The sequence below is a fragment of the Pseudomonas sp. EL_65y_Pfl2_R96 genome (genome assembly GCF_963970905.1).
Classification (GTDB): Bacteria; Pseudomonadota; Gammaproteobacteria; order Pseudomonadales; family Pseudomonadaceae; genus Aquipseudomonas.
In genome coordinates this window covers 1-20,689 of the sequence record NZ_CAXAQH010000013.1, presented here as the reverse complement: position 1 = coordinate 20,689, position 20,689 = coordinate 1, and the positions used below count along the sequence as shown (strand labels likewise).

At 60.1% G+C, this 20,689-nt stretch carries 15 protein-coding genes; 7 read left to right on the top strand and 8 right to left on the bottom strand.

The window, feature by feature from the left end; translation table 11 throughout:
* Positions 1-96: 96 nt before the first annotated feature.
* The 5 genes from AACY49_RS15135 to AACY49_RS15115 form a co-directional block, all read right to left on the bottom strand.
* Complete coding sequence (locus tag AACY49_RS15135; protein WP_320392523.1) at positions 97-699, bottom strand: DUF924 family protein; 603 nt, start codon at positions 697-699, stop codon at positions 97-99.
* Between the two features lie 3 nt (positions 700-702).
* Positions 703-1,713 (bottom strand): class 1 fructose-bisphosphatase, encoded by a 1,011-nt coding sequence (locus AACY49_RS15130; protein ID WP_038978569.1) that lies wholly within the window; start codon positions 1,711-1,713, stop codon positions 703-705.
* Between the two features lie 231 nt (positions 1,714-1,944).
* Entirely contained in the window at positions 1,945-3,312 is a 1,368-nt protein-coding gene (locus AACY49_RS15125; protein WP_339524778.1) for a DUF3999 domain-containing protein, read from the bottom strand.
* Positions 3,309-6,896, bottom strand: a complete 3,588-nt coding sequence (locus AACY49_RS15120; protein ID WP_339524776.1) for a DUF2339 domain-containing protein — start codon at positions 6,894-6,896, stop codon at positions 3,309-3,311. The genes AACY49_RS15125 and AACY49_RS15120 overlap by 4 nt, the downstream gene beginning before the upstream one ends.
* Before the next feature lie 224 nt (positions 6,897-7,120).
* Complete coding sequence (locus AACY49_RS15115) at positions 7,121-9,571, bottom strand: glycogen/starch/alpha-glucan phosphorylase (RefSeq protein ID WP_258697979.1); 2,451 nt, start codon at positions 9,569-9,571, stop codon at positions 7,121-7,123.
* A 257-nt stretch (positions 9,572-9,828) separates the two neighbouring features.
* Here AACY49_RS15115 and AACY49_RS15110 point away from each other — a divergent pair, with 257 nt between their 5' ends.
* The gene (locus tag AACY49_RS15110; protein WP_258697980.1) at positions 9,829-10,266 is read left to right on the top strand and encodes a YkgJ family cysteine cluster protein; all 438 of its coding nucleotides are present in this window, start codon (positions 9,829-9,831) and stop codon (positions 10,264-10,266) included.
* A gap of 217 nt (positions 10,267-10,483) precedes the next feature.
* On the opposite strand, the gene typA is transcribed toward AACY49_RS15110, so the two are convergent.
* The gene (typA, locus tag AACY49_RS15105) at positions 10,484-12,304 is read right to left on the bottom strand and encodes a translational GTPase TypA (RefSeq protein ID WP_258697981.1); all 1,821 of its coding nucleotides are present in this window, start codon (positions 12,302-12,304) and stop codon (positions 10,484-10,486) included.
* A 139-nt stretch (positions 12,305-12,443) separates the two neighbouring features.
* Complete coding sequence (gene thiI / locus AACY49_RS15100; protein WP_258697982.1) at positions 12,444-13,898, bottom strand: tRNA uracil 4-sulfurtransferase ThiI; 1,455 nt, start codon at positions 13,896-13,898, stop codon at positions 12,444-12,446.
* Between the two features lie 330 nt (positions 13,899-14,228).
* On the opposite strand from thiI, the gene glnA reads away from it, so the two are divergent.
* From glnA to ntrC, 6 genes are all read left to right on the top strand, one after another.
* A complete protein-coding gene (gene glnA, locus AACY49_RS15095; RefSeq protein WP_258697983.1) occupies positions 14,229-15,635 on the top strand; it encodes a glutamate--ammonia ligase in 1,407 nt (468 codons plus the stop codon).
* A 134-nt stretch (positions 15,636-15,769) separates the two neighbouring features.
* Positions 15,770-16,318 (top strand): chorismate mutase, encoded by a 549-nt coding sequence (locus tag AACY49_RS15090; protein WP_339524770.1) that lies wholly within the window; start codon positions 15,770-15,772, stop codon positions 16,316-16,318.
* A gap of 101 nt (positions 16,319-16,419) precedes the next feature.
* Positions 16,420-16,935 carry a DUF4124 domain-containing protein gene (locus AACY49_RS15085; RefSeq protein WP_258697985.1) on the top strand — a complete coding sequence of 172 codons (516 nt, stop codon included), beginning with the start codon at positions 16,420-16,422 and terminating at the stop codon, positions 16,933-16,935.
* Positions 16,932-17,540, top strand: a complete 609-nt coding sequence (locus tag AACY49_RS15080; protein WP_258697986.1) for a DUF4124 domain-containing protein — start codon at positions 16,932-16,934, stop codon at positions 17,538-17,540. The genes AACY49_RS15085 and AACY49_RS15080 overlap by 4 nt, the downstream gene beginning before the upstream one ends.
* Positions 17,541-17,771: 231 nt before the next feature.
* Positions 17,772-18,857: a nitrogen regulation protein NR(II) gene (gene glnL, locus AACY49_RS15075; RefSeq protein WP_057712404.1), complete on the top strand. Its 1,086-nt coding sequence runs from the start codon at positions 17,772-17,774 to the stop codon at positions 18,855-18,857.
* On the top strand, positions 18,854-20,290 hold the full coding sequence (gene ntrC, locus AACY49_RS15070; protein WP_258697987.1) for a nitrogen regulation protein NR(I): 1,437 nt from the start codon (positions 18,854-18,856) through the stop codon (positions 20,288-20,290). Before glnL ends, ntrC begins: the two co-directional genes overlap by 4 nt.
* Before the next feature lie 130 nt (positions 20,291-20,420).
* Here the strand turns inward: ntrC and AACY49_RS15065 are convergent.
* Positions 20,421-20,689: transposase (locus AACY49_RS15065; RefSeq protein WP_339524759.1), on the bottom strand; the 269-nt coding region annotated here is incomplete at its 5' end.

The following is a 20,689-nucleotide window of genomic DNA, read 5'->3' as shown; positions in this document are numbered from 1 at the left end:
GCGAGCAGGCTCGCTCCCACAGTGGATCTCCAGAGCGACAAAGATCCATGTGGGAGCGAGCCTGCTCGCGATGGCGGTATCAGCAACAACGAAAAGCTAGAAGCGGGATCCGGGACCTGAAAGAAACTCCAGCTCCTCAGCAGTAGACTCACGCCCCAACACCACATTGCGATGGGGAAACCGCCCAAACCGCGCAATGATCTTCTGATGCCGCTCGGCATAATCCAGGTTATCGGCAAACACCGCCCGATCCGCCTCCGGTTGCTGTTCAACCAGATCAAGAAACCGCGAAACCGCTTCGTTCTGCACGGCCAGATTTTCGCAATGCTCGAACACCAGGTAGATAAACACCCGCTGGATCGGTCGTAGTTGCCGATCGAAATCCGCGGCAATGCCCTGCGCTACCAGTGCCTGAGCCCTGAGATCGCCGGAAAAGGATTTGGGGGTATCGCGAAAGATCATACGCGGCAGTTGATCGAGCAACAGCACCAGAGCCAGCCAACCTTCGGGGCGTTGCGCCCACTCGGTCAATCCACCGGCCAGTGCCTGCTCGACCAGGTCCCCGAAACGCATCCGCGCTTCGAGGTCCTGACTGTCACGCTTGCCGAACCATAACTTGCCCTTGTCAGCCGCTATTTCGTTGGGTGATTCGAAAGATCCGAACCACCATTCGAGTAACGGCTGCCAGGGCGCGGTCATGGTTTATTCCTTGTGGTAAGCCGTGACGCGGGCAACTTCTTCTTTCGAACCGAGGAACACCGCAACACGCTGGTGCAGGCCTTCCGGCTGGATGTCGAGGATGCGCTGGTGGCCGTCGGTGGAGGCGCCGCCGGCTTGCTCCACCAGGAACGACATCGGGTTGGCTTCGTACATCAGACGCAGTTTGCCCGGCTTGGACGGCTCGCGGCTGTCGCGTGGGTACATGAACAGGCCACCACGGTTCAGGATGCGGTGCACGTCGGCGACCATCGCGGCAACCCAGCGCATGTTGTAGTTCTTTTTCAGCGGGCCTTCGTCGCCTGCCAGCAATTCGCCGACGTAGCGCTGTACCGGTGCCTCCCAGTGACGCTGGTTGGACGCGTTGATGGCAAATTCCTGGGTGGTTTCAGGAATGGTGATGTTTTCGTGGGTCAATACGAAGCTGCCCATTTCACGGTCCAGGGTGAAGCCTTTCACGCCGTCACCCAAAGTCAGGATCAGCATGGTCTGCGGACCGTAGATCGCATAACCGGCGGCCACTTGCTGGGTACCTGGCTGCAGGAAGGCCTTTTCATTCAAGGGTTCGTTCTGGGTCAGGTATTCGTTCGGGCAACGCAGTACCGAGAAGATGGTGCCGACCGGGGCGTTGATGTCGATGTTCGACGAACCGTCCAGCGGGTCGAATACCAGCAGGTACGCGCCTTTCGGGTATTTGCCCGGGATCTGGTAGGCATTGTCCATTTCTTCGGACGCCATGCCGGCCAGGTGACCGCCCCATTCGTTGGCTTCGAGCAGGATCTCGTTGGAGATTACGTCGAGCTTCTTCTGCACTTCGCCCTGGACGTTTTCAGTGCCCATGCTGCCCAGAACGCCACCCAGGGCGCCTTTGGACACGGCGTGGTTGATCTCCTTGCAGGCACGCGCCACCACTTCGATCAGGAAGCGCAGATCGGCAGGAGTGTTGTTGCTGCGGGTCTGCTCAATCAAATAGCGACTCAGGGTAACGCGGGACATGGAAGGCTCCGGAGGAATGGGGGGGCTAAAAACCCGTGCAGTTTAACGCGAGTCAGGGCGCATTTCCTCCTATCAGACGTGATACACCCAATAGAGTTCATGCGCGGGGTTGAGCGTAGTTCGAAAAGGGGCCGATGTGGCTTGTGGATCAGCGGCGGATTGAGGTTTTTTTGTGGCTGACAGACCGCTTTCGCGGGCTTGCTCGCGAATGGCGTGCAGCGCCAGCCATCCTCAGGGTTTAGCAGCAGGCTTGCGCAGCAAACTGAACGCCATGCCCCCCAGAAACAGCACACTGAGCAACAACACCGCCCACAACCCGAACTTCTTCCAGTTCATGCCCACCAGCGCGGGCGCTGTCGCCACCGGGGTCACCACTGCGGCTCCATCCACCGTCGCCTTGCCCAACGTCGCCAGCTTCGCCGCGCTGTAATCCGGAATCAGCGTCGACAACGGCAAGCTCGCCGCCTTCACCGTCGCACTCCCCAGCGCCAGCGTATAAGGCCCGGCCCCGCGCGCCAGGAACACCAGTTGCGTGGAGCGCACGGCAAACCGCACGGTTGGCGCTTCAGCGCCCAGGCCACCGCCGCGCTCATCCACCGTCAGCTTCAATTGCTGCACAGTCTGGCCCGACAACTGCAATTCGTTCTGCACCACGTCCTGGCCATTCTGGGTCAGGCGATACAGCAAACCGCTGGTCAGCGGTTGCCACGGCAGGCTGGTCTCCCGCCGCCCCGACAACGTCACCGGGGCCAGGCTGTTGGGCTGACTCAGCTCGATCTGCAGCCGCTGGACGTTCAATCCCATCGGCAATTGCCAGATGTACTCACCGGCCTTCACGCTGGTGCCGGCCAACGGTTGCGACCAGACCAACGGCAGCGGCAAGGTGCGCGGGCTGGCGCTTTCCAGTTGCGCCGACGTCAGCATCGGCGCCGACTGAGGCGAATTCCATAGCAAGCGCAAATAGCGCGCCGATTGCCCCGGCAGGCCGACTTCATGTTGCTCGACCCGTTCGTCGGCAAACGTCAGACGCGCCACCTGCCCTTCACCCCACGACTGCCAATGCTGCAAATCGTCGCTGGCTTCGATGCTGAAACGCTGGAAACCGTCGCGTTCGCTGGTCCAGTCGAGAATCAATTGCTGCAACGGCGCCTTGATGCTGCTGGCATCGAGCAACCAGCCGCGCAGCTCTTCTTCGCCCGCCTCCAACTGGCTGGACGGCTGCACTTCGATCAACGTGCCGTTGGTGTTCGATTGCACGCGCACACTCGGCGCATGTTCGGTGGCATCCGCCGAGTTATACAACGGGAACCACTTCACGTCGGTTTGCGTGCGGTTTTCGCGGGTCTGCGCGGGTTCCCGGGCCAGGGCGTACGCCTGAGCCTCACCGGCCGCATTGAAGACGCGTAGATCGCTGAGATCGGTCTGTCGCGCTTTCAATTGCACGCCCAAGGGCAATTCCAGGCGATACCACGGGCCCTCGCCACTCACGGACAACGGCACCTGTGCGGCAAAGTCCGCCGGTTTCTCCTGAGCGCCGGCCGACAGCGTCACACCCAGCACCACAGCACCCCACCAGCCCAGGTTCAGCTTCTGACTCAAGACGACACTCCTTCGGTTTCAGGGGCCGGTTTTTCAGCTTCCGGCACAGCCTCGGCACGCTTGGGTGGCAACGGGGCGAAATAGCCCACCACCAGCAGCAATACGCCAACGCCGATAAACGACACGATCCGCGCCAGCCCGCCGCGGTTACTCAATTCAACGAAGAACAATTTGGCGACCACCAGCGCGATCAACGCCGCGCCAATCAGCCAGACTTCGCGACGATGACGCAGATGCCCACCGATCATCAGACTCAAGGCCATCAGGGTCCAGACGATGGACAGGCCCGCCTGCACCAGCATCGATTCAAGCAGCAGATCCAGCGCGAACGGCACGCCGCCCCAATGGTGAGCCGCGCGCATCACCAGCGCGGTGAAGAAGGCGAACAGCGATACACCGGCAATCACTTGCGTGGCGTTATCGGCGTAATCCTTGCGGATCGCCAATTGCGTGACCGCGTTGCGGGACCACACGTACACCCCGAACAGGGCAAACAACAGGCCCAGCTCCAGAGGGTTGATCAGCGGCACATACGGCAACGGCTCGGCGGTGCCGTCACTGGCGATGTTCGCCAGCCAGAACCAGCCGAGCATCAACAACGCCAGAGGCGCAGCGGCATAGACCCGGTACTCGCGGGAATAAGCCGACACCGGCCATGGCCACGCGCGCGGTGCAGCCATCAGCACCAGATACAGGCTCGGCAGAATCGCCCAGCCCAACCAGCGCCAGGCGTTGTACTGTTCCGACAACAGCAGCAAGCCGTAACGCAACTCCAGGGCCAGCACGCCGATCAACAGCCAGCTGCCGAGCACATGGGCGGTGCTCAGGGCGCTTGCAGGCAGCATCGGCGCCAGACGCCGCAGGGAGAAGAAATGCACGACGAACACCGCAGCCCAAACCAGCCAGCCGAAGTTGCCTGCCGGGTGATATCGCGAATGCCAAGCGGCGAGTAATACCAGACCGGCAGCGGGAATCAGCAAGGTGCAGAGCAAGCCCAGCGACGACCACTTCAGACGCAGCGCCAATACCGCCCACAACGCAACACTTACGGCTGCGACTGCCAGCAACAACGTCGCTTGCAGATTCACCGGCGCAAAGCGCAGCACTTCGCTGACCCACGCCAGTGCCCACCAACCCGTGCCCCACACCAGCAACACTTCGGACAAGCGCTGCAAGCTCAACCTATCGAAGGCCGAAGCATGATTACCGAGCTGCAAACGCCAGGCGCCGACGAATGCGGCCAGACCCAGCACCAGCGGCGTCCAGAAACCGCTATGCGCCAGCGGTCGCAGCCCTTCGCTGAGCAGCGGCCCGAGCAAGTCCGGCCCGGCGAACAGGAACGCAGCGCCGCCGATCACCTGCAACAGCAGACCAAAGACAAAACTCACGCGCTGCTTCAGGTACAGGCTCAGCCAGATGATGAACAAACCACTGGCGGCCCACACCGCGCTCGCGGTTTGCCATGGCAACACGAACAGCACGGCGAGGTTGATCAGCACCAGACCGGCCAGTAACACCACTGACAAGCCACGCAGCAAACGCACGTCACTGCGCACCATTTCGTCGCGGGCCGCCAGCAACATCCCGGCAATCAATGCCAGCCCGATCAGGGACGCGCTGAGCAAGCCGCTCCAACCCGCGCTGAACACGGCGGCAGAATCACCGTTGGCCCCTTGCAGCCGCAACAGGAACAACACACCACCGAGCAACTGCACAGCGAACGCGGTGAACAGGAACGCCCGCGATTGCAGGCGCAGGCCAATGAACAGCGTCGCCAACCCGGCCAGCGCCCAACTGATCGCCGTGCCGTGGGTGAAGAAGAACAGCGGCGCCAGCAAATAGAGAAAAGTCAGCCCCAGGCAGGCCAGCACTGGCAACCCTTGGCGCTCCCACTTTGATGCCTGTTCGGGCAACGCTTTGCGCAATTGGTAGAAGCTGAACAACAGCGCCACGCCGAGCATCAACGCCCCCAGTGGCGCGCCATCGAGCAGGCTGCTCTCGCCGCTGCGCAGCTCACTGAGGAAGGCCAGGGCCGAGCCCAGTTGCAGCAGCAAGGCGAAGGCTCGCGCCAGCGGTCGCTGTTGACGCAGGCCGAGCCAGAAAATCCCCGCGCCTTCCACCGCCCAGGCTGCGGCGGTCCAACGTGCGTCGAGCCCCAAGGGGATCGCCAGGCTGGCGAAGATCACCCCCAGCGCCAGACAGGTTTCCGCCAACAACAGCGCTCGACCGCCCATCAACAACCGGGCCAGGCCCATGTAAATCATGCCCAGTGCCAAGGCGCTGAAGGCGGCGGCAAACTCCAGATGCTCCACCAACGCGAACTGCAAACCGAAGCCCACCAGCGGTGGCGCGAACAGCATCGTGCCATCGACGTAATCGCCCTTGCGCGCTGACCAGTGCAGCAGTGCATCGCGGCTGTCGTCCTCGGGTGCATCGCTCATTTCCAGCAGTTTGCGCCGGGCGAACAGCAGGCCGATGGCCAGGTACATCAGGAAAAACAGAATCAGGAACGGCTCGGTGCTCCACAGCAATTCGGGCTTGTAGGAACGCAGGCCCCAAGCCAACCCGATGCCGAAGGTGCCGACAAAACCGATCAGGTTGAGTAGCCGCCAGGCCTTGAACCATGCGATGGCGAGGATGCCGGCGTTGAGCAGGGCGAAATAGCTGAACAGCGCGACATGATTGCCAGCCCCGGTGGAGGTCAGGATCGGCGCGGCGAAACCGCCGAGCGCGGCAGCGGCGGCCAGGCCCATCGCGTTTTGGGTAATGGCGAGAATCGCCGAGAACACCGTCACCACCACCAGCAAGCCCAGCGCCGCCGTGGGGTCGAGCAATGGATGCAGACGCATCGCGGCAAATACCGTGAGGTACAACACCGCAATCCCGGTGCCTTGCAGCATCAAGGCGTAATTGCTGTTGCGCAATCGCAGCCACCAGCCCAGAGCGAGCAAGCCCAAGGCCGTCGCCGCGACACCGGCGTAACGCAGCTCGACCGGCACCACCATGCCTTCAGTGGCATAGCGCAACAGGAAGGCCAGGCCGAGGAACAACAGCACCACGCCGACCCGCAGCACGGTATTGCCGCCGAACAACCAGTTGCGCGCGCCGCTGATGGCCCGCTCGATGAAGTTCGGACCGCGAGGCGCCGCCGGTTGCTGTGGTTCGCGGGCGATCGGTTCGGGTTTCCACGCATCATCGGGCAGAGGACGACTAGCTTCGGTAGCGGCCGCCGTGATGGGTTCGAGTTCGGGCGGTAGTTCCCAGATCAGCTCCGGGGCTACGACAGGGGCTTGCTCGAGAATGATTTCAGGGGACGGAACGGGCTCGCTGGTCGCAGGTTCACTGGTTTCGGGCGTTTTGACGCCAGACACCTCCAGCAACGCCAGACGTTGCTGCACCGCGTTCAGCGCAACCTGCGTCTGCTCCAGCAGAAGGTGCTGTTCGGCAGCTTTTGAACCCAAACGGGCAATGCCAATGGCCTGGCCAATACCTAACCCAAGCAACGCACCCAACAGCGCATCGCTGAACGACTCGTCGAGTATCCAGCCCAGCACCAGCCCAATCAGCATGAAAATCCATTGCATGGTCGATATCCCTAAGCGGCCCATTGCCTTGTGGCGCCTGCACGGACGTCATCGCGGGCAAGCCACGCTCCCACAGGATTTACATGCGCCGTAAGAACGACATATGACCTGTGGGAGCGTGGCTTGCCCGCGATGGCGTCCGTGAAGCGCTCACAGAAACTGGCGCTTAGTATATCGGTCCGGCCCAACAACCGTCGGGCCTGACTCGCAATTATTGCTAAAAGTTACTCCAACGCCTTCCAAATATCCGTGGCGTACTCGCGAATGGTCCGGTCGGACGAGAACCAACCCATCCGCGCGCTGCTCAATACCGCCGAGCGCCACCACTCTTTGGAGTCGTGCCAGTGAGCTTCGACCCGCATCTGAGCGTTCCAGTAAGCGTCGAAATCGGCGCAGACCAGGAAGCGGTCGTAGTCCACCAGCGAATCGATCAGAGCGGTGTAACGGGACGGATCGTCTGGCGAGAACACCCCGCCGCGAATCGCTTGCAGCACGTCGTTGAGTCGATGGGAGGCGGCAATGTCCGGCGCCGCGCTGAATTCATGGTTGCGCTTGCGCGCTTCCACTTGCTCGGCGCTGAGACCGAAGATGAACATGTGCTCGGCGCCGATGCGCTCGCACATTTCCACGTTGGCGCCGTCCAGGGTGCCAATGGTCAGCGCGCCGTTGAGGCCGAATTTCATGTTGCTGGTGCCCGAAGCTTCAAAGCCTGCGGTGGAAATCTGCTCCGACAAATCCGCCGCCGGAATGATGCTTTCGGCCAGGCTCACGTTGTAGTTGGGCAGGAACACCACTTTGAGCAAACCACGCACGGTCGGGTCGTTGTTGACCACCCGGGCGATGTCGTTGGTCAGTTTGATGATCAGCTTGGCCTGGTGATAACTGGCCGCCGCCTTGCCGGCGAAGATTTTCACCCGTGGTACCCAGTCGATTTCCGGTTCGGCACGAATCGCCTGATACAGCGCGACGGTGTGCAGCAGGTTGAGCAACTGACGTTTGTATTCGTGGATCCGCTTGACCTGCACGTCGAACATCGCCGCCGGGTTGATCGCGATCCCCAGCCGCTCATGAATCAGGTACGCCAGGGCTTTCTTGCTGTGCAGCCGCTGTTCGGCGAACTGTTTGTGGAATGCAGTCTTCTCGGCAAACGGCTCCAGAGCCAGCAAACGCTCCTCGGGGTTGTCCAGCACACCCTGGCCGAGGGCATCGACCAGCATGGAGGTCAGCTCGGGGTTGGCCTGGTAGAGCCAGCGGCGGAAGGTAATGCCGTTGGTCTTGTTGTTGATCCGCTCCGGGTAGAGCTTGTGCAGTTCGGAGAACACCGTGCTGCGCATCAGTTGCGTGTGCAGACCGGACACACCATTGACGCTATGGGAGCCAAGGAATGCCAGGTTGCCCATACGCACACGACGCCCGTTGTCTTCCTCGATCAGCGACACCGCACGCAGCACGTCAAAATCGTGAATGCCCTTGGCCCGCAGCGAGTCGATGTGCTGGGCGTTGATCAAATAAATGATCTGCATGTGCCGTGGCAGCATTCGCTCCATCAAACCGACCGGCCAGGTCTCCAGCGCTTCCGGCAACAGCGTGTGGTTGGTGTACGACAGCGTGTCGACGGTGACCTGCCACGCCGCATCCCACGCCACGTCATAGACGTCGACCAACTGACGCATCAGCTCGGCCACGGCAATCGAGGGATGGGTGTCGTTCAGTTGAATGGCCGCGTGATCACCCAGGGTCAGCACCGAGGTGTGCATGTTGCGATGGCGACGCAGCAAATCCTGCAGGGACGCGGCGACGAAGAAGTATTCCTGGCGCAAACGCAGTTCCTGGCCGGCCTCGGTGCTGTCCGCCGGGTAGAGCACCCGGGAGATACTTTCGGCCCGGGCCACTTCAGCTACCGCGCCCAGGTGGTCGCCAGCGTTGAAGCGTTCCAGGTGCAACTCTTCCATGGCCCGGGCACGCCACAGCCGCAGCGTGTTGACACTCGCACCTTTCCAACCGACCACCGGGGTGTCATAGGCAATGGCCCGCACGGTTTCCGCCGGGGACCAGACTTGCCTGGACTTGCCGCTTTCATCGGTCACGGTTTCAACACTGCCGCCGAAGCCGATCGGGTAGGCGACCTCCGGCCGTTCGAACTCCCAGGGGTTGCCGAAATCCAGCCAGTGTTCGGTCTGCTCCTGCTGCCAACCATCGACGATGGCCTGGCGGAACAAACCGTGTTCGTAACGAATGCCGTAACCATGGCCGGCGATGCCCAGGGTCGACATGCTTTCCATGAAGCACGCCGCCAGACGCCCGAGGCCTCCGTTACCCAGTGCCGCATCGGGTTCCAGCAGACGGATGCGTTCCATGTCGACGCCGAGTTCGGTCATGGCCTCGCGGGCCACATCGAGCAGGCCGAGGTTGCTCAGGCTGTCGTAGAGCAAGCGGCCGATGAGGAATTCAAGGGAGAGGTAATAGACCCGTTTCTGGCCTTTGCGGTAAATCTGCCGGGTGTGGTCCATCCAGTGCTCGACCATGTGATCGCGCGCCGCCAGGGCAATGGCTTCGAACCAGTCGTGGTCGAAGGCGTGATCCGGGTCTTTGCCCACCGCGTAGGTGAGCTTGGTCAAGACGGCGTCGCGGAATGCGGCCACCTCTGCTTCGCGAACAAGTGGTTCTTGAGTCATCGATAGGACCTCGAGCGAGCGTGAAGTTGTCTGAGCCTAGTCGGTCTGACAGACCTTAGAGACTCTGGTTCGGCAGTTTTCCCTGTTAGTGCGAGATAGATCGACATTAGGTTATCGCGTGCCTGAAACAATGCAGGGGCCGTGCCGGACACAGTGCCTATTTTGCGACAAGCAAAAAAAATCTGGCGAAAGGTTGTTCAAAAATCCACCAGTCCCGGTATGATCGCGCGCCCTGATGCACACGCTGGTAACAACCGATGATGAAGCCCAACCTGATTGCCGCCGCGGAGATCGATCGCCTCGATACCTGGGCCAAGTACTCTGCCCCGATGTGCGGCGCCTGCGTGTCCAGCTGCTGCACCTTGCCGGTCGAGGTCAAGATCAAGGATCTGATCCGTATCGGCATCGTCGACGAATTCGAGCGTGGCGACCCGCCGAAGAACATCGCCAAGCGTTTGCAAAAGGAAGGGATCGTCGAGCGCTATAACCAGAAGTCCGAGATCTTCACCCTCCAGCGCATGAGCAACAACGATTGCCTCTACCTGGATCGTAAAAGCCGTCTGTGCACTATTTATGATAAGCGCCCGGACACCTGCCGCAACCACCCGAAGATCGGACCGCGGCCGGGGTATTGCGCGTACAAGCCCAAAGAAGTGGTGCGCGAGAACAATCCGCGGACGCTGGACAAGTTCTGATCCAGAATCCCGCTGTCTGACGGGGCCTCATCGCGGGCAAGCCCGCTCCCACAGGGTTCGGCGCTGAACACAGATTATGTGAACACCACAAATCCCTGTGGGAGCGGGCTTGCCCGCGATGGGGCCCGAACTGACACCGCAAAAAAACCCAGACAAACAAAAACGCCCCCGACCTTGCGGTCGGGGGCGTTTTTTTAGCTGCTAACTAAGTCGAAACTCAGTTACCGCTTTTCTTGGCAGCGCGGGTACGCTCGCTTTCGCCCAGGATCTTCTTGCGAAGACGGATGGACTTAGGAGTGACTTCACACAGCTCGTCTTCCTGTACGAACTCCAGAGCTTGCTCCAGAGTGAACTTGACAGGCGGAACCAGAGCGATGGTTTCGTCTTTACCCGAAGCACGCATGTTGTCGAGCTTCTTGCCTTTAGTCGGGTTAACACCCAGGTCGTTGTCGCGGCTGTTCAGACCAACGATTTGACCTTCATAGATGTCCTGGCCGTGTTCTACGAACAGCTTGCCACGCGCCTGCAGGGTTTCCAGCGAGTAAGTCAGTGCCTTACCGGTCGCTACCGACACCAGTACACCGTTCTGACGGCCGGACATGTCGCCGGACTTCATCACGTCGTAACGGTCGAAGATCGAGGTCAGGATGCCGCCACCGGAAGTGAGGGTCAGGAACTCGTTACGGAAACCGATCAGGCCACGTGCCGGGATGTTGTACTCAAGGCGCACACGGCCCTTGCCATCCGGAACCATGTTGGTCAGGTCGCCTTTACGCAGGCCCATTTGCTCCATGATCGCGCCCTGGGATTCTTCCGGCAGGTCGATGGTCACGTTTTCGTACGGTTCGTGCTTGACGCCGTCAACCATGCGGATGATCACTTCCGGACGACCAACACCCATTTCGAAGCCTTCGCGACGCATGGTTTCGATCAGTACCGAGAGGTGCAGCTCACCACGGCCGGAGACTTTGAACTTGTCAGCCGAGTCGCCTTCTTCAACACGCAGAGCAACGTTGTACAGCAGCTCTTTGTCCAGACGTTCCTTGATGTTACGGCTGGTCACGAACTTGCCTTCTTTACCGCAGAAAGGCGAGTCGTTTACCTGGAAGGTCATGGAAACGGTTGGCTCGTCGACGGTCAACGGCTTCATCGCTTCAACGTTCAGTGGGTCGCACAGCGTGTCGGAGATGAACAGTTGCTCGAAGCCGCTGATGCAGACGATGTCGCCGGCAGCTGCTTCTTCAACGTCGATACGGTGCAGACCGTGGTGACCCATCAGCTTCAGGATACGACCGTTGCGTTTTTTGCCGTCGGCGTCGATAGCGACAACCGGAGTGTTCGGCTTGATGCGGCCACGAGCGATACGGCCAACACCGATAACACCCAGGAAGCTGTTGTAGTCCAGAGCGGAGATCTGCATCTGGAACGGACCGTCACGGTCAACAGCCGGAGCTGGAACGTTGTCGACGATCGACTGGTACAGCGGGGTCATGTCTTCAGCCATGTCGGTGTGGTCCAGACCGGCAATACCGTTCAGGGCCGAGGCGTAGACGACTTTGAAGTCCAGCTGTTCTTCGGTGGCACCCAGGTTGTCGAACAGGTCGAAGATCTGGTCCAGAACCCAGTCCGGACGCGCGCCTGGACGGTCAACCTTGTTGATCACCACGATTGGACGCAGGCCGGCTTCGAAAGCCTTCTTGGTCACGAAACGGGTTTGCGGCATAGGGCCGTCTTGAGCGTCAACCAGCAGCAGAACGGAGTCGACCATCGACATAACGCGTTCAACTTCGCCGCCGAAGTCGGCGTGGCCCGGGGTGTCCACGATGTTGATGTGGTAGCCGTTCCAGTTGATGGCGGTGTTTTTCGCCAGAATGGTAATACCGCGCTCTTTCTCCTGGTCGTTGGAGTCCATCACGCGCTCGTCGTTGAGCTCGTTGCGCTCCAGGGTGCCGGATTGACGCAAGAGTTTGTCTACCAGGGTGGTTTTACCATGGTCAACGTGAGCAATGATGGCGATGTTGCGTAGATTTTCGATCACTTGTGTATCTCGATCAGAGGATTCGGTGTGCTGACAAGTCTTGGCAGCGATTTACAGTAGAGTCAGGCCTTGCCGTTACAGCTTGACGGCAGAGTCGGGGGGCCGGTGACGCAGGCCACAGGCAAACAGCCCCGGGCTCTTAGCTCGGTCGATAAACGCGCACATTGGCATGCCCCTCACTGAGCAAATGGTGAGCATGCAGGCGACTCATCACGCCTTTGTCGCAATACAGCAGGTACTGGCGAGTAGGGTCCAGTTCCTTGAAACGAGCGTTCAGTGCATAAAACGGCATCGCTTGTACCTCGATGCCAGCAAGCACCAGCGGGTCGTCTTCGGCGGCATCCGGGTGACGGATGTCAATGATGATCTGGCCCGCCAGCGCTTCGCTGACTTCTTCAATCTGCAAGTCCTGGCCCAATTCGTCGATCACGCGATCGATCGGCACCAGCTTGGCGTTCTCGAGCGCACGCTCGAGCACCGCCATGTCGAATTCTTTCTCTTCATGCTCCACGCGCGGACGCTTGGCGTGTGTCTTGGGGTTCACCGAGATGACCCCGCAGTATTCCGGCATGTGCTTGGCAAAGTCGGCGGTGCCGATTTCGTTGGCCAGGTCGATGATGTCCTGCTTGTGACTGGCGATCAGCGGACGCAACACCAGCTTGTCGGTCACACAGTCGATCACGGACAGGTTCGGCAGTGTCTGGCTCGACACCTGGGAAATCGCTTCGCCGGTGACCAGCGCTTCGATGTCCAGCCGATCGGCAATACGGGAAGCAGCGCGCAACATCATACGCTTCAAAACTACACCCATATGACTGTTATCGACTTTCCCGAGAATTTCTCCCAGTACTTCCTCGAACGGCACACTGACAAATAACACGCGTTGGGAGCTGCCGTACTTCTTCCAGATGAAGTGCGCGACTTCCATCACGCCCAGTTCGTGGGCACGTCCGCCCAGATTGAAGAAGCAGAAATGGCTCATCAGCCCGCGGCGCATGATCTGGTAGGCGGCGACGGTGGAATCGAAGCCGCCGGACATCAGCACAAGTGTCTGCTCCAGGGCACCCAGCGGATAACCACCGATGCTGTTGTGCTGGCTGTGGATCACGAACAACCGTTTGTCGCGAATTTCGATGCGAACTTCGATTTCAGGCTCTTTCAGGGAGATTCCGGCGGCGCCGCACTGACGACGCAACTGGCTGCCGACGTATTTCTCCACGTCCATGGAGCTGAATTCGTGCTTGCCGGCGCGCTTGCAGCGCACCGAAAAAATCTTCCCGGCCAGCGCATCGCCGAAGTGCAGCTTGCACTTCTCGACGATGTCGTCGAAGTCGCCCAACGGGTATTCATCCACCTGCAGGAAATGCGCGATGCCCGGCATGCAGCTCAGGCGCTCAGTCATCTCCTTCAGGGCTTTCGGGTCGCTGACGCGGGTTTCCAGCTCGAGATTGTCCCACACACCGTTCACCACCACGGCCGGGTCCAGATCGCGGAGCACGGTGCGGATGTTTTTGGCCAACTGGCGGATGAAACGCATCCGTACCGGGCGGCTCTTGATGGTGATCTCGGGGAAGACTTTTACGATTAGTTTCATGAAAACAACGCGCGCAGGGCCAGCCGAAAAAGGGGGGCGCGGATTATAGCGGAAATTGCTCAAGGTTTAACCAGTTAATGTGCAGAAGGTTTTGCGCGCACCAAAACAGGTCATTTACGGAGTTAGACGCTACATTACAGGGCGATATTTTGCGCTTTCTGGCGCCTTGCACCGTTATAAGCGCGATATAGGGGCAAAAAACCCATGGTGGGGCACTGGCATGCAATTTGCTCCCTTGTGAGGCAGGTTGCCATGGCAGAGTATTCGCGCCGGCATCACCCACATTCTAAGGGCATCCATTACTAAGCCCGAAGCCACCCGGAGGACACTATGTCGAAGTCGGTTCAACTCATCAAAGATCATGACGTCAAGTGGATTGATCTGCGCTTCACGGACACCAAAGGCACTCAGCACCACGTGACCATGCCGGCTCGCGATGCGCTGGATGAAGCTTTCTTCGAAGAAGGCAAAATGTTCGACGGTTCCTCCATCGCAGGCTGGAAAGGCATCGAAGCTTCCGACATGATCCTGATGCCGGACGACAGCACTGCCGTTCTCGACCCGTTCACCGAAGAGCCGACCCTGATCCTGGTTTGCGACGTGATCGAACCTTCGACCATGCAAGGCTACGACCGTGACCCACGTGCGATCGCCAAGCGTGCCGAGGAATACCTGAAGTCGACCGGTATTGGCGACACCGTATTTGTGGGCCCGGAGCCTGAGTTCTTCATCTTCGACGAAGTGAAGTTCAAGTCCGACATCTCCGGCTCGATGTTCAAAATCTACTCCGAACAAGGTTCGTGGATGTCCGACCAGGACGTGGAAGGCGGCAACAAAGGCCACCGTCCAGGCGTCAAAGGCGGCTACTTCCCTGTTCCGCCGTTCGATCACGACCACGAAATCCGTACCTCCATGTGCAACGCCATGGAAGAAATGGGCCTGACCATCGAAGTTCACCACCACGAAGTGGCGACTGCCGGTCAGAACGAAATCGGCGTGAAGTTCAACACTCTGGTTGCCAAGGCTGACGAAGTTCAGACCCTGAAGTACTGCGTACACAACGTTGCTGACGCCTACGGCCGCACCGCGACCTTCATGCCCAAGCCTCTGTACGGCGACAACGGCTCGGGTATGCACGTTCACCTGTCCATCGCCAAAGATGGCAAGAACACCTTCGCTGGCGAAGGCTATGCCGGCCTGTCCGATACCGCTCTGTACTTCATCGGCGGCATCATCAAGCACGGTAAGGCCCTGAACGGCTTCACCAACCCTTCGACCAACTCCTACAAGCGTCTGGTCCCAGGTTTCGAAGCTCCAGTGATGCTGGCCTACTCGGCTCGCAACCGTTCCGCTTCGATCCGTATTCCTTACGTGTCCAGCCCTCGCGCTCGCCGTATCGAAGCCCGCTTCCCGGATCCGGCAGCCAACCCGTACCTGGGCTTCGCTGCACTGCTGATGGCTGGCCTGGACGGCATCCAGAACAAGATCCACCCAGGCGACGCGGCTGACAAAAACCTGTACGACCTGCCGCCTGAAGAGGCGAAAGAGATCCCACAAGTTTGCGGCAGCCTGAAAGAAGCCCTGGAAGAGCTGGACAAAGGTCGTGCGTTCCTGACCAAAGGCGGCGTTTTCAGCGACGACTTCATCGACGCTTACATCGCCCTGAAAAGCGAAGAAGAAATCAAGGTTCGCACCTTCGTACACCCACTGGAATATGAGCTGTACTACAGCTGCTGATCCGGTAGCGCCGCGGTACGCGGCGTGACAAAAGAGAGGCCTCCTTCGGGAGGCCTTTTTTGTGGGCGAACGTCTGTCATCGGATACCCGGTTGCGTGCATCATGCCCTTCATCCGATAAAGCCGAGATCCCCCATGCGCCTACGCCCATGCCTTGCCTTGCTCACTGCCTTACTGACCAACAGCGCTTTTGCCGGCTCGGCACCTGCCGCCCTCGCCCCATTACTTGGCACCATCGAGGAGCGCCTGGCGATTGCCGATCAGGTCGCGTTGAGCAAATGGGACAGCGGCAAACCGGTCGAAGACCGTCAGCGCGAGCGCGAGGTAATTGCCGGTGCCGTCACCCTGGCACCTGCCTATAAATTGAGCAACGAAGCTGTCGAGCAATTTTTCTCGGCGCAGATCGAGGCCAATAAACTGGTGCAGTACGCGCACCTGTCTGACTGGCATGCCCAAGGCAAGGCACCCGACGCCCCTCGCCCCGATCTCGTCGGGCAGATCCGCCCACAACTTGATCGGTTACAAAAACGCCTGCTGCAACAACTGGCCGACTTCAGCCCTTATCGCAACGACCCGCAGTGCCCCTCCTGGCTGGCCAAGGCCAATAAAACCGGCGCCCAAGTGTCGCTGCGCGAACTCGCCAAGGTGCGCGCCACCGCTGAGTTGTGCAGCACCAGCCGCTGAGCCGGCCTGCCGACATGCGCTGATGTGCTCTATGCTCAGCGCTTAGTCGCCATGAACGGAACAGGGCCGGACACTTGCCCAACGGCCAATGGAAGCCTGCAATGCGCTCATTGTTGTTATGCCTGCTCGTACTGATCGCCCTGCCCGCCGCCGCGCAGATCTATAAGTACACCGATGCCAACGGCAACACTGCCTACAGCAATCAACCGCCCGATGGCGTTAAAGCTCAACCGGTCGAATTGCCACCGCTCAACAGTGTCGAGCGTCAGTCGCCAAGCGAGCCGGTAGCACCTGTACAAGCCAGTAGCCGCGACCAGCCCCACAGCGCCTATCAAGTGTTGGAGCTGACTGGCCTGCCCACCGAAGAAGCCTTGCGCGCCAACAACGGCACGTTCACCGTCAGCGTATTGATCAATCCGCGCCTGCAAGGCTCTCACCGATTGAGGCTGTTACTGGACGATCAACCCTACGGCCAGCCGAGCAACGTACCGATTCTGCAATTGGTGAACATCGACCGCGGCGAACACCGCTTTGCGGTTCAGGTGATCGATGGGCAAAACGTCGTACAGCAGAGCCCCACCGTGACTCTCACCGTACAACGGGTGCATAAGCCTTGAGGGCCTGGTTGTTGGCCGCGTGCCTGATCAGCCTGCCGGCAATAGCCGAGGTCTTCACCTACATCGACGCCCAGGGCAATCGGGTCTTCACCGATCAACCGGGCACCCGTAACGCCAAGCGTGTGCCACTGGCAACGAGCAATCGAATGTCGGCCAACCCGAGCGGCGCGGTGCCCATGACCGCCGCGAAACAGAACCCGGCCAAACCACTGTTTCATTACGACATGCTCCGTGTGCTGGTGCCAGAGCCGGATGCCACGATCCGTAGCAATGCCGGTGAACTGATCGCCAGCGTTACCAGCGAACCCGCCCTGCAACGGGGCCATCGTTACCGTTTGCTGCTGGACGGCCAGCCCACCGCCGAACCCGGTCCGAGCCCGGTGTTCGCCCTGAGCAACATCGACCGTGGCACCCATAACCTGTCGGTGGAAATCCTCGACGAACAGGGCCGTATCGTCGAACGCACGGCCAATCAACCGTTCCACATGCTGCGCATTTCCCTGGCACAGAAACGCCAGGCCAAACCCTGCGTGCTCACCGACTACGGCCAACGGCCGGAATGCCCTCTCAAAGACAAACCCGAAGAAGAAAAGAGCTTCTTTTAACTTCGTTCAGGCTCACGCACTATATTGGTGCAAATATCCGCACCGCACTCATGCCTTCAACCCATTTTGGTTCGAAAGCACGTGCAAAAACTGGCAGAGCGCCACGCAAACGAGCGTAAAACGCCTATTTCAGGCTCTAAACGCTTCTTTTCGGAGCCTTGGTTTGGTTTTTGCATTTTCCTCGTATCAGCGCGTTATCCACGCGCATGCCCTGCTCCAAAAGAGGTCCTGATGACCATTAGCGACGCACTACACCGCTTGCTACTCGACAACCTGACCACCGCAACCATTTTGCTCGACGCCGAACTGCGCCTCGAGTACATGAACCCCGCGGCGGAGATGCTCTTGGCCATCAGCGGCCAGCGAAGCCATGGGCAGTTCATCAGTGAGTTGTTCACCGAATCCACAGAAGCGCTGAACTCCCTGCGCCAGGCGGTCGAGCAGGCGCATCCGTTCACCAAGCGCGAAGCGATGCTCACCGCCCTCACCGGCCAGACCCTGACCGTCGATTACGCGGTGACGCCGATCCTGAGCAATGGCGACACGATGCTGCTGCTGGAGGTTCACCCTCGTGACCGCTTGCTGCGAATCACCAAGGAAGAGGCGCAGCTGTCGAAGCAGGAAACCAGCAAGATGCTGGTGCGCGGCCTCGCTCACGAGATCAAGAACCCTCTCGGAGGGATTCGCGGCGCAGCTCAGTTGCTCGCCCGTGAATTGCCGGAAGAAAGCCTGCGCGATTACACCAACGTGATCATTGAAGAGGCCGACCGCCTGCGCAATCTGGTGGATCGCATGCTCGGTTCCAATAAGTTGCCGTCACTGGCGATGTGCAACGTCCACGAAGTTCTGGAACGCGTTTGTCATCTGGTGGAGGCCGAAAGCCAGGGCTGCATCACTTTGGTGCGCGACTACGACCCAAGCATTCCCGACGTGTTGATCGACCGCGAACAAATGATTCAGGCGGTGCTGAACATTGTGCGCAACGCGATGCAGGCCATCAGCAGCCAAAACGAGCTGCGCCTTGGCCGCATCAGCCTGCGCACCCGCGCCATGCGCCAGTTCACCATCGGCCATGTGCGCCATCGCCTGGTGACCAAGATCGAAATCATCGACAACGGCCCGGGGATCCCCGCCGAGCTGCAGGAAACCATCTTCTTCCCCATGGTCAGCGGCCGCCCGGACGGTACCGGGCTGGGCCTGGCCATTACCCAGAACATCATCAGCCAGCACCAGGGCCTGATCGAATGTGACAGCCATCCAGGCCACACCACGTTCTCGATCTTTCTGCCACTGGAACAAGGAGCCACATCGACATGAGCCGTAGTGAAACCGTGTGGATCGTCGATGACGACCGTTCTATCCGTTGGGTCCTGGAAAAAGCCTTGCAGCAGGAAGGCATGACCACGCAAAGCTTCGACAGCGCCGATGGCGTGATGAGCCGCCTGGCGCGCCAGCAGCCGGACGTGATCATCTCCGACATCCGCATGCCGGGTGCCAGCGGTCTGGACCTTCTGGCGCGGATTCGCGAACAACACCCACGGCTGCCGGTCATCATCATGACTGCCCACTCTGACCTGGATAGCGCTGTCGCGTCCTATCAGGGCGGCGCATTCGAATATCTGCCCAAGCCGTTCGATGTCGACGAGGCTGTGTCGCTGGTCAAGCGCGCCAACCAGCACGCTCAGGAACAGCAAGGCCTGGAAGTCGTCCCGACGCTGACCCGCACCCCGGAAATCATCGGCGAAGCGCCGGCGATGCAGGAAGTGTTTCGCGCTATCGGGCGTTTGAGTCACTCCAACATCACCGTGCTGATCAACGGCGAATCCGGTACCGGTAAAGAACTGGTAGCCCACGCCCTGCACCGCCACAGCCCACGGGCGGCGTCGCCGTTCATTGCGTTGAACATGGCAGCGATCCCCAAGGATCTGATGGAGTCCGAGCTGTTCGGCCATGAGAAAGGCGCGTTCACCGGCGCGGCCAACCTGCGTCGCGGGCGTTTTGAACAGGCCGACGGCGGCACGCTGTTCCTCGATGAAATCGGCGACATGCCGGCGGATACTCAGACGCGCTTGCTGCGGGTACTGGCGGACGGTGAGTTTTACCGCGTCGGCGGTCATACGCCGGTGAAAGTCGATGTGCGCATCATCGCAGCGACTCACCAGAACCTGGAAACCCTGGTCCATGCCGGAAAATTCCGTGAGGACTTGTTCCACCGCCTCAACGTGATCCGCATCCACATTCCACGGATGTCTGACCGTCGCGAAGACATCCCGACCCTGGCCAAGCACTTCCTCAGCCGCGCCGCGCAAGAACTGGCGGTGGAACCGAAGCTGCTGAAAAGCGAAACCGAGGAATACCTGAAAAACCTGCCGTGGCCGGGCAACGTGCGTCAGTTGGAGAACACCTGCCGCTGGATCACCGTAATGGCTTCGGGTCGCGAAGTGCACATCAGCGACCTGCCACCCGAGCTGCTGAGCCTGCCGCAGGATTCGGCACCGGTGACCAACTGGGAGCAAGCGCTACGTCAGTGGGCCGATCAGGCGTTGGCGCGCGGTCAGTCGAGCCTGCTCGACAGCGCCGTGCCGGCTTTCGAGCGGATCATGATCGAAACCGCCCTCAAACACACCGCCGGCCGCCGCCGCGACGCCGCCGTGTTGCTGGGCTGGGGCCGTAATACCTTGACGCGCAAGATCAAGGAATTGGGGATGAAGGTAGATGGTGGGGATGATGATGAGGGGGATGAGGGTTAAACACCCTTTAGCTCTTCGTTGACCGCAAGATCCAATCGCGGGCAAGCCCGCTCCCACAGGATTTGTGCCAAGCCCATCTTTTGTGGCTGACCGAACCCATGTGGGAGATTCTATGGTTGAGGGGAAGCCCTCAACCGGCTTTTGGTTGGTATTCGCTCTGCCCTTTCAGCAGAGCGAATACGATCCGAGCAAGCTTGCGAGCCAGTATCACCAGCGCCTGAGTGGTGCTGAAGCCTCGAGCTCTTTGCTCTTCGTAAAAGCCTTTCCAGGCGGGCGTACGGCTGGCCGACATGGCTGCATTGTGCAAAAGCCGGCGGGCTTCCGGGTCACCTCGCTTGGTCAGACTCCGACGACCATCCTTTTGTCCTGACTTCGACACGCGCAGATCCATTCCCAGGA